General features: G+C 54.9%; 4 protein-coding genes and 1 pseudogene. All 5 read left to right on the forward strand.

The window, feature by feature from the left end; genetic code table 11:
- The first annotated feature begins 15 nt into the window (after positions 1-15).
- The 5 genes and pseudogenes from K334_RS0112865 to K334_RS0112885 all read left to right on the forward strand — a co-directional run bounded on the left by K334_RS0112865 (position 16) and on the right by K334_RS0112885 (position 9,308).
- The gene (locus tag K334_RS0112865; protein ID WP_027445071.1) at positions 16-1,467 is read left to right on the forward strand and encodes a sodium:solute symporter; all 1,452 of its coding nucleotides are present in this window, start codon (positions 16-18) and stop codon (positions 1,465-1,467) included.
- Between the two features lie 12 nt (positions 1,468-1,479).
- A pseudogene (locus K334_RS14115) lies at positions 1,480-2,661 on the forward strand (serine hydrolase domain-containing protein); the annotation flags it as partial.
- Between the two features lie 53 nt (positions 2,662-2,714).
- Positions 2,715-3,884 (forward strand): exo-beta-N-acetylmuramidase NamZ family protein, encoded by a 1,170-nt coding sequence (locus tag K334_RS0112875; RefSeq protein ID WP_025881962.1) that lies wholly within the window; start codon positions 2,715-2,717, stop codon positions 3,882-3,884.
- A gap of 322 nt (positions 3,885-4,206) precedes the next feature.
- The gene (locus K334_RS0112880; protein ID WP_238319199.1) at positions 4,207-7,293 is read left to right on the forward strand and encodes a SusC/RagA family TonB-linked outer membrane protein; all 3,087 of its coding nucleotides are present in this window, start codon (positions 4,207-4,209) and stop codon (positions 7,291-7,293) included.
- Positions 7,294-7,316: 23 nt separating this feature from the next.
- The gene (locus K334_RS0112885) at positions 7,317-9,308 is read left to right on the forward strand and encodes a SusD/RagB family nutrient-binding outer membrane lipoprotein (protein ID WP_025881960.1); all 1,992 of its coding nucleotides are present in this window, start codon (positions 7,317-7,319) and stop codon (positions 9,306-9,308) included.
- The last annotated feature ends 161 nt before the right edge of the window (positions 9,309-9,469 follow it).

Raw genomic sequence — 9,469 nt, forward strand, 5'->3', positions numbered from 1 at the left:
CACCAACAACCTCACATGAATACACTGACAATCATCATCACCATAGCAACCTACTTTTTGTTGCTCTTCTCCGTGTCGTATCTGGCAGGCCGCAAGGCCGACAACGCCGGCTTCTTCGTCGGCAACCGCAAGTCGAAATGGTGGGTGGTGGCCGTCGCCACCATGGGTTCGTTCATCTCGGGCGTCACGTTCGTGAGCGTTCCGGGCATGGTGGCTGAGAAGGGATTCTCCTATTTGCAGATGGTGATGGGCTTCGTCGTGGGCCAGTTCGTCATCGCCTTCATCCTGATACCGCTGTTCTACCGCATGAACCTCGTGTCGGTCTACCAGTATCTGGAAGACCGTTTCGGCCTGAAGTCGTACAAGACGGGGGCCTGGTTCTTCTTCATCTCCAAGATGTTGGGCGCGTCGGTGCGCCTGTTCCTGGTCTGCCTGACGTTGCAACTGCTCGTTTTCGACCCGCTGGGACTGCCGTTCCTGCTCAATGTCGTCCTCACGGTGTTCCTCGTGTGGCTCTATACGTTCCGGGGTGGCGTGAAGTCAATCATCTGGACCGACGTGTTGAAGTCGCTCTGCCTGGTGCTTTCGGTGGGCTTGTGCATCTATTACGTCTCCGGCCAGCTCGACCTGGGCTTCAACGGCATGCTCAAAGCCATCGACGACAGCAGCATGAGTCAGGTTTTCTTCTTCGATGACATCAACGACAAACGCTATTTCTTCAAACAATTCCTGGCCGGAATCTTCACAATGATTGCCACAACTGGTCTGGACCAAGACATGATGCAGCGCAACCTGAGTTGCCGCAACTACAAAGACTCGCAGAAAAACATGATGGTCAGCATTGTATGTCAGTTCTTCATCAACCTGCTTTTCCTCATGTTGGGCGTGTTGCTCTACCTGTTTGCCGCGAAGGTGGGTATCGAAGCCAAGGGCGACAGCCTGTTTCCGACGGTGGCCACGAGCAGCCATCTGCCCGTCGTCGTGGGCGTCTTGTTCATCGTGGGGCTGTTTTCTTCGGCCTATTCGGCGGCCGGTTCGGCCCTCACCGCGCTCACTACGTCGTTCACGCTCGACATTCTGGGCAACAGCCAAGCCCACAAGCAGCAGGATGAAAGCACGCTGGCCGCCACCCGCAAGCGTGTGCACGTCGGCATGGCGCTGCTCATGGCGGCCGTCATCTTCGTCTTCGGACTGCTCAACAACGCCAGCGTCATCGACGCGGTCTACATCCTGGCCAGCTACACCTACGGCCCCATCCTCGGTCTCTTCGCCTTCGGCATACTCTGCAAAGCCAAGGTGCGCGACCGCTTCATCCCCTTGGTGGCCGTGGCCTCGCCCATCCTGTGCTTCATTCTGGCCCAAAACTCCGAAGCATGGTTCCATGGTTACAAGTTCAGCTACGAGCTTCTCATCTTCAACGCGCTCTTCACGATGGCGGGCATGTGGCTCATCAGAAAGAAATCGTAAACTCCCATACGCATGAAACAGCTTCTTTTCTCCCTTCTTTTCCTTGCGCAGGCCGCCCTCTCCGTGGCCCAGGGCCTGCCCCGGGTGGCGCCTTCGACGGTCGGTCTCGACGCCAATCACCTGAAATATGCCGACAAAGCCATCGAAAAAGCCATTGCCCACAAGGATATTCCGGGTGCGGTGCTGGCCGTGGTACGCCATGGCAAATTGGCTTATCTCAAGGCCTACGGCAATAAACGCGTCGTTCCCTACACGGAAGCGATGACCACCGGCACGGTGTTCGACATGGCCTCGTGCAGCAAGTCGATGTCGACGGCCGTGTCGGCCATGATTCTCATCGACCAGGGAAGGTTGCGGCTGACCGACGCCGTGGCCACTTACATCCCCAATTTCGAGAACTGGAAGGACTCGTTGGGCCACAAGGAGACCATCCGGGTGGTCGACCTGATGACCCACACGTCGGGACTTCCGCCCTACGCCGACGTCAACATGCTGAAAAAGAAATACGGAACGCCCAACCGTGACAGCCTCATCGACTATATCTCGCACTGCCGCCGCGACTTCAAACCGAAGACCGACTTCCAATACAGTTGCCTGAACTACGTCACGCTGCAGCGCATCATCGAGACCATCTCGGGCCAGAACCTGCGCGACTTCGCCAAGACGCACATCTTCGACGTGCTCGGCATGAGGCACACCGACTATTGTCCGGACGCCGATTTGGCCAAAATCTGCGCCCCGACGGAGCGGCAGCCCGACGGCAAATGCCTGCAAGGGGTGGTGCACGACCCCATCGCGCGCGTCATCAACGGCGGTATCTCGGGCAACGCGGGCCTCTTCTCGTCGGCCGAAGACGTGGCCATCCTCTGCGCCTGCCTGCAAAACGGCGGCGAATGGAACGGTCGGCGCATCCTCAGCCCGCTGGCCGTGAAGTGCATGCGCACCGTACCGCGACAGGTGGCGACGCTCGGTCGCACGCCCGGTTGGGACATCTTCACCGACTATGCCACCAACAGCGGCGACCTATTGAGCCCTTCCACCTACGGCCACACGGGCTACACGGGCACCAGTGTCGTCATCGATCCGGAGAACGACATCAGCATTATTTTCCTCACCAACCGTGCGCATCCCAGCGACGGCGGCGCTTGCGTGGCCCTGCGGTCCTATGTGGCCAATGCCGTGGCGGGCAGTATCAGGAGGTGAAGCGTGAAAAACGAAGCGTGAAGAATGAAATGCAGAAACGCGATATGAAAGCAATCACCTTATATATCATCATGGCCTGCTGGGCCTTATGCGCACAGACAGGTCGTGCGGGCGATGTCGTCGTGGGCGCCGCCATGCCCGAATGCTACATGAAACACCTGAAAGGACGACGCGTGGCCTTGTTTTCCAACCAGACGGGCATGGTCAGCGACAGGCACACGCTCGACATCCTGCTGGGTAACGGGGTCGATGTGGTGACGATATTCTCGCCCGAACACGGCTTCAGAGGCCAGGCCGACGCCGGCGAAAAGGTCGGCAGCAGCGTCGACGGGAAGACGGGCGTGCCCATCTATTCGCTCTATGGGGCCAAGGGAGGCGTGCCCGACGAGGCCACGATGCGGAAGATAGACCTCGTCGTGACCGACATCCAGGACGTGGGTCTGCGCTACTACACCTATTATATTACGATGGTGAAACTCATGGACCAGTGCGCCCGCCACGACAAACGCATGGTCATACTCGACCGCCCCAACCCGAACGGCTTCTATGTGGACGGCCCCATCCTCGACATGAAATACAAATCGGGCGTGGGCGCGCTCCCGATACCCGTCGTCCACGGCATGACGCTCGGTGAACTGGCCCGCATGGCCAACGGCGAAGGGTGGCTGGAGGGCGGCAAACGCTGCCGACTGACCGTCATCCCCTGCCGGAACTACACCCACCGGACGCTCTATCGGCTGCCCATCGCGCCGTCACCCAACCTGCCCAATATGCTTTCCGTCTATCTCTATCCGTCGCTCTGCTACTTCGAGGGCTCCGACGTGAGCCTGGGGCGCGGCACCGACAAGCCGTTTCAGCAGTTCGGCCACCCCGCCATGAAGGACTATGCCTACAGCTTCACGCCCGAGAGCCGACCGGGGGCCAAGAACCCGCCGCAACTGGGCAAGCGTTGCTACGGCCGCGACCTGTCGTCGCTCGACGAAGCGGCCGTCCGCCGACAAGGACTCGACCTGAGTTATCTCGTCGAAGCCTACCGCAACCTAAACATCGGCGACCGCTTCTTCACCCCGTTCTTCGAGAAACTCATCGGTGTGGACTATGTCCGCCAGATGATCGAGGCCGGAAATGACGCCAAGGACATCAAGGCCAAGTGGCAACGTGACGTTGAGAACTTCAAGAAGCAACGCCACAAATACCTGCTTTACAAGGAATAAAAAATGAATAGAATTACTATTTATTAAAATTATTTAGCGTTTTACTTGCATTTATCTTATTTTTTATCCATATTTGCAACCGAAACATTGAATAGAAACCCAATATCTTTTGATTGGAAGATATTTTTTACACACCTATCATATCATTAAAAACCTCATCACTATGGATGGAAACCACAAAGAAAACCATGTAGCGGCAAAGACAATCTTTACCGGTACATTTCTGGCTGCCCTCTTTTTGAGCAGTGGCATGCCTTCGGTTAAGGCGGCAGGGCCCGACAACAGCCCCCGCATGGTCACGACGCAACAACAGAAAAACGTTGTGAAAGGCAAAGTACTCGACGCCAACGGCGAGCCGGTCATCGGCGCCAGCGTGCTGGTGAGAGGCTCCCAGAAAGGCGCCATCACCGACACCAATGGTGAATTCTCCATCGAAGCCCCCATAGGCAGTATGCTTGAAGTCTCGTATATCGGTATGGAAACGCGCGCCATCAAGGTCATCAACGGCAAAACGCTCACCATCAACCTGAAAGAAGATTCACGAACGGTCGACGAAGTGGTCGTTACGGCCATGGGTATCAAGAAAGAACGCAAGGCCCTCGGCTATGCCGTAACCGACCTGAAGGCCACCGAACTGATGAAAAACAAGAACACCAACGTCATCAACTCGCTGGCGGGAAAGGTTCCGGGGCTAAATATCACCCAGAGCAGCGGTGCCGCCGGAGCGGGCGCAAGCATTGTCATGCGTGGCGCCAACTCAACGGCGGAAGGGAGAAGCAACCAGCCTTTGTTTGTCGTGGATGGCATTATCTATGACAACTCCACCTCCGTGATCGGCAACTCGGGCACAGACGGCATGACCCGCAACGCAACGACATTCTCCAATCGTGTGATGGACATCAACCCCGAGGACATTGCCGACATCTCCGTGCTGAAAGGTGCGGCCGCAGCGGCCCTCTATGGCTCACGGGCAGCCGACGGTGCCATCATCATCACGACGAAGAAAGGAGCAGAGGGGACTGTCAAAGTCGACTATTCGGGCAAAATCAGCGGTTCATGGGCCACCAAGCTGCCCGAAACACAAAAGCAATTCGGACGTGGTGTCTACACGACCAATGGCGTTTTCAGTGACCAGACCTACGAATCATGGGGCAAAGCCTATGACGGAACAGAGACCTTGTACGACAATATCGGTGATTTCTTCCGCAACGGAACGATACTTGACAACAACATCAGCGTATCAGGAGGTTCCAAGAATCAGAGTTTCTACCTGTCATTGTCAAACTACGACCAGCAGGGTATCGTCCGCAAGACCGGTTACGACAAGACTACGGTACGCTTCAACGGTGAGCAGAAATACGGAAGACTTACCCTTGGCGCCAACGTCACCTATTCCATTGCCCGCACCAACAAGACACTGACCTCCGGAGGGCTTTGGGGCAGCGGCGGCACCGGCACCATGAATGCTCTCTACAGCTGGCCTCTCCAAGAGCAAATGAGCCATTATGTGAAAGAGGATGGTACCAAATACCGCCTGTTCGATGGTGTTTGGGACTTGGCCAACGACATGGAAAATCCTTATTGGATCATCAACAAGGACAAGATGACCGACAAAACCAATCGTTTCACGGGCGCCATCAACGCTTCTTTCAAGATTACGGACTGGTGGGATGTCTCCGCCCGTGTGGGTTATGACAACTACACGACAGACGCCTACACCTATATTGCTCCGGGATCTGTCGTGCACGAAATATACCAAAACGGTCGACTGGCCAAAACAGACCATCGCTACGAATACTATTCGACCAACTTCATGACGAACTTCCATAAGAACGTGGGCGACTTCAGCCTAAGTCTGATGATGGGAACGACCGCAGAAAGCACCAAGCGTGTGAACCAAACCCACTGGGGATATAATTTCATCAGCGAGGGAGCCATCGGTTTCAACAACATAGCCAGCAGCAACCAATTTTTCAAGGACAACACGATACGCAAGCGACTGGTCGGCATTTTCAGCGAGTTCAGGGCCGACTACAAGAACATTGCCTACGTAACCGTTACCGGCCGCAACGACTGGTCGTCGACGCTTCCTATCGACAATCGCTCTTATTTCTATCCTTCGGTCAGCGGTGCCTTTGTTTTCACCGAGCTGATTCCGAAAAACGACATCCTCTCTTTTGGTAAAATCAGGGCCAGCTGGGCACAGGTGGGCAAGGACGCCGATCCGTACGCAACGCTCACCTATCTGACGACACCGATGATCTATGGTTCCTATATCGGTGTGGGAAACAGCTATATCGCAGGCAACGCCATCCTGAAACCGGAGATTCAGACCGCATGGGAAATCGGCGCGGAGCTTCGTTTCCTCAACGGACGACTGGGATTGGACTGGACTTACTACCATAGTTCCACCAAAAACCAGATTGCCCAACCTCGTCTTTCCAATGCCAACGGCTACATCATGAGTTCCATCAACTCGGGATCTGTCATCAACAAGGGTATGGAAATCTCCATCACGGGCAAGCCTGTCGTCAAGCGAGACCTACAGTGGGAGACAACGTTGAACCTTTCCTACAACCGAGGCACGCTCGGAACCTTCCTTGAGGGCGTCGGCATGTTCTATCCCACCGACGCGCAGTTCGGCACCGTCAAGTCTGCTTCCGTCCCCAATGGTGGCAACTTCATGGCTCTTGTGGGTAAACGGTTTGAATATCAGCATGTAGACAACGACAAAACAAAAGCCGAAATAGAAGGTGGCAAGTTCTTGGTAGACCCAACGACCGGTTTATACAAAGTACACGCAAGTGACAATGACGTCGTCGGCAACCGTGAACCCAAGTTGATTGGCGGTTTAAACAACACCTTAAGCTACAAGGACTTTACGCTTTCGTTCCTGCTCGACTTCCGCATCGGCGGAGATGTCTTCAATGGTACGGAGCAATACATGGTCAACAATGGTTTGAGCAAGCTCACCACACAGAACGACCGCCAGTCCGTCACCGTTTCAGGCATCAATTCCGAGACGGGTGAAGAGTACACCCAAACCTATGAAGCCGACAAGCAGTACACCTTCGGAAAGACCACCTACTCGGGCAAAGCCATGATTCAGAGATATTGGAGCAACTACGCCCAGAACTCCTACAACTTCATTCAGGAAGTCAACTGGTTGAAACTCCGTTCCATCTCGCTTACTTACGACCTTTCCCGCCTCATCGGCAAACAGAATATCATCAAACGTCTTTCAGTCAATCTGACCGGTCAGAACCTCTTCACCATCACCAACTACAAGGGCATGGATCCCGAAGTGAGCACGGCCGGCGGCACAGGCGGTTCAGGCGCGACGGGTATCGACTATTGCAGCGTTCCTTCAGTACGCAGTGTCACCTTTGGTGTCAACCTAACATTCTAACCTTTCCTTAAAACGAACTCATCATGAAACAGTTTAAATATCTATTGATTCTGGGCTGCGCGCTCACATTGGGTTTCACCTCATGTGACGACTATCTGAACGTGAACAACGCAACCGACACGCCGAGCAACGCCAGTTCAGCCGTCAAGAACCGCCTGCCTTGGATTCAGAAGTTCTATACTTACAGTGCCGGCGTAACCAACTTCCGTACCGCTTCGACGGCCGGTGTGTACTACTCCTCGAACGGCAATGTCAACACCTGCTCCACGACATGGAACTTTGCGGCAGGTCTGACAACGACACCTTACCAGACTTTCTTCATCGAAACGGGCCCCAACCTCAGCGAGATGTACGAAACGGCCAAGAAAGAAGGGGCCTACCATTACATGGCCTTGGCCAATATCTACCACGCTTTAGGCTTCATGGAAATGTTAGACCTCTATGGCGAAATTCCATACACCAACGCCCTCAACCCGGCAGCGGTCAATCCATCCTACGACGGCGGCGAAACGATTTTCAACGGAATCATCGCCAAGCTTGACGAGGCCATCGAACTGCTGGGGAAAACACAGAACACGACCGCCACGCCGCTGAAAGACGGCGACATGATCAATGGAGGAAACGCGGCCAAATGGACGAAATTCTGTTATGGACTCAAGGCCCGCTACCTGCTGAAGCTGTCGAAGAAAGCCGACATGTTCAAGCCCGACGAGATTCTCGCCTGCCTGGCGAAAGGGCCGCAAAGCGTTGACGACAACACCGTCATGCCTTGCTACAACAAGACCAACGACGTGACGGACTATCTCTTCCAAGACCCCGTGATGACCAACGGCAACTGGGACTATGTCGCCTATGGAACGACACAGCGCATTTCCAAGTTTTATTATGACATGTTGACCAACATGCGTGGCGCAGCTATGGAAGACCCACGCTTCACGAAGATTGTGCCTGCTTCGATGTCAAACATCCAGCTTGACAAAAACGGTAACGTCACCGACTATACATGGCTGCGGTCACAGCCCGTCGACAGCCACGGAGAATGCGCCAGACTGCAAGCCGGGGGTGCCAGGTCCATCACGGCCCCCACATGGGCCGCTTCCGACGTCACGCTGACCTATGACATCGCCGACGCAGAGAAGCAAACGGCATTTGTCACAGCCATGCAGAAAATCCACAAGGTGAGCGTTGACGGCAGAAAAGTGACCGTCACCTACAACAAGGGGGCTGTCTACGTGAACAACACCAACTATATCCTGGCCGGCGACACAGCCTATGTGACGCTGCGAAGCAACAGCAAACTGACCGGCAACCAGTCCCGCGACGAGACCGACTTGTACTGGTACTTCTCCAACGCCTCCATGGCGCAGAATGTCGTAGGCTCCACCGGCTCGTTCCAGACCCGTCCCGTGTCCGACTTTGAACTGTTCACCTATCATGAGGCCTGCTTCATCCAGGCCGAAGTGCTCTTCCGAAAAGGTGACAAGGCTGGTGCGCTTGCAGCCTACAAGGCCGGTATCAAGGCACACATAGACTACATGCAGAAGAAACTGACGGCATGGCAGGGAGAAGGCTACAAGAATCCGGACATGCTCCCGATGGATGACGCGAAGATCGCAGCCTACATGGCCAGCGATGCCGTATGCCAGAACGCGGCGGAACTCACCATGCGGGACATCATGTTGCAGAAATACGTGGCCATGGGATGCAGCATCGAGAACTGGAACGACATGCGACGCTTCAACTACAGTGCCGGAAACATCGGCAACTTCGGTGTAGTCTATCCCGGTTTCGACCGCAGTGTCATGTTCACAGGCAACGACAAGCTCAAAGGAACCTCCAAGACAGACCCGAAATACTGGCCTCGTCGTTGGAGACTTCCCGCAACCTTGGAGCTTACTTACAACGAGAAGAACGCGACCATCGCCAACAAGCATGCTGTCGACACCGACATCTGGAGCTATCCCGTTTGGTGGGATTGCGCCACAAATGCCGAATATGAAGGTTATCTGAAGTAACGATTCCCACCCCACTCGGTGACCAAAGGTCATGTTCAATTACCTCATGGGATTGGCAAAGGGCATGTTCAACTCCTCATGGGATTGACAAAGGTCATGTTCAACCGCCTCATGGGATTGGCAAAGGTCATGTTCAACTCCTCATGAGATTGACAAAGGTC

This window comes from Segatella baroniae DSM 16972 = JCM 13447 (genome assembly GCF_000426585.1).
In the GTDB taxonomy this organism is placed as follows: Bacteria; Bacteroidota; Bacteroidia; order Bacteroidales; family Bacteroidaceae; genus Prevotella; species Prevotella baroniae.

Excerpts from the sequence above, each read along its gene's own strand:
- K334_RS0112865 (WP_027445071.1), top strand. The coding sequence starts at position 16 with ATGAATACACTGACAATCATCATCACCATAGCAACCTACTTTTTGTTG.
- K334_RS0112875 (WP_025881962.1), top strand. The coding sequence starts at position 2,715 with ATGAAAGCAATCACCTTATATATCATCATGGCCTGCTGGGCCTTATGC.
- K334_RS0112885 (WP_025881960.1), top strand. The coding sequence starts at position 7,317 with ATGAAACAGTTTAAATATCTATTGATTCTGGGCTGCGCGCTCACATTG.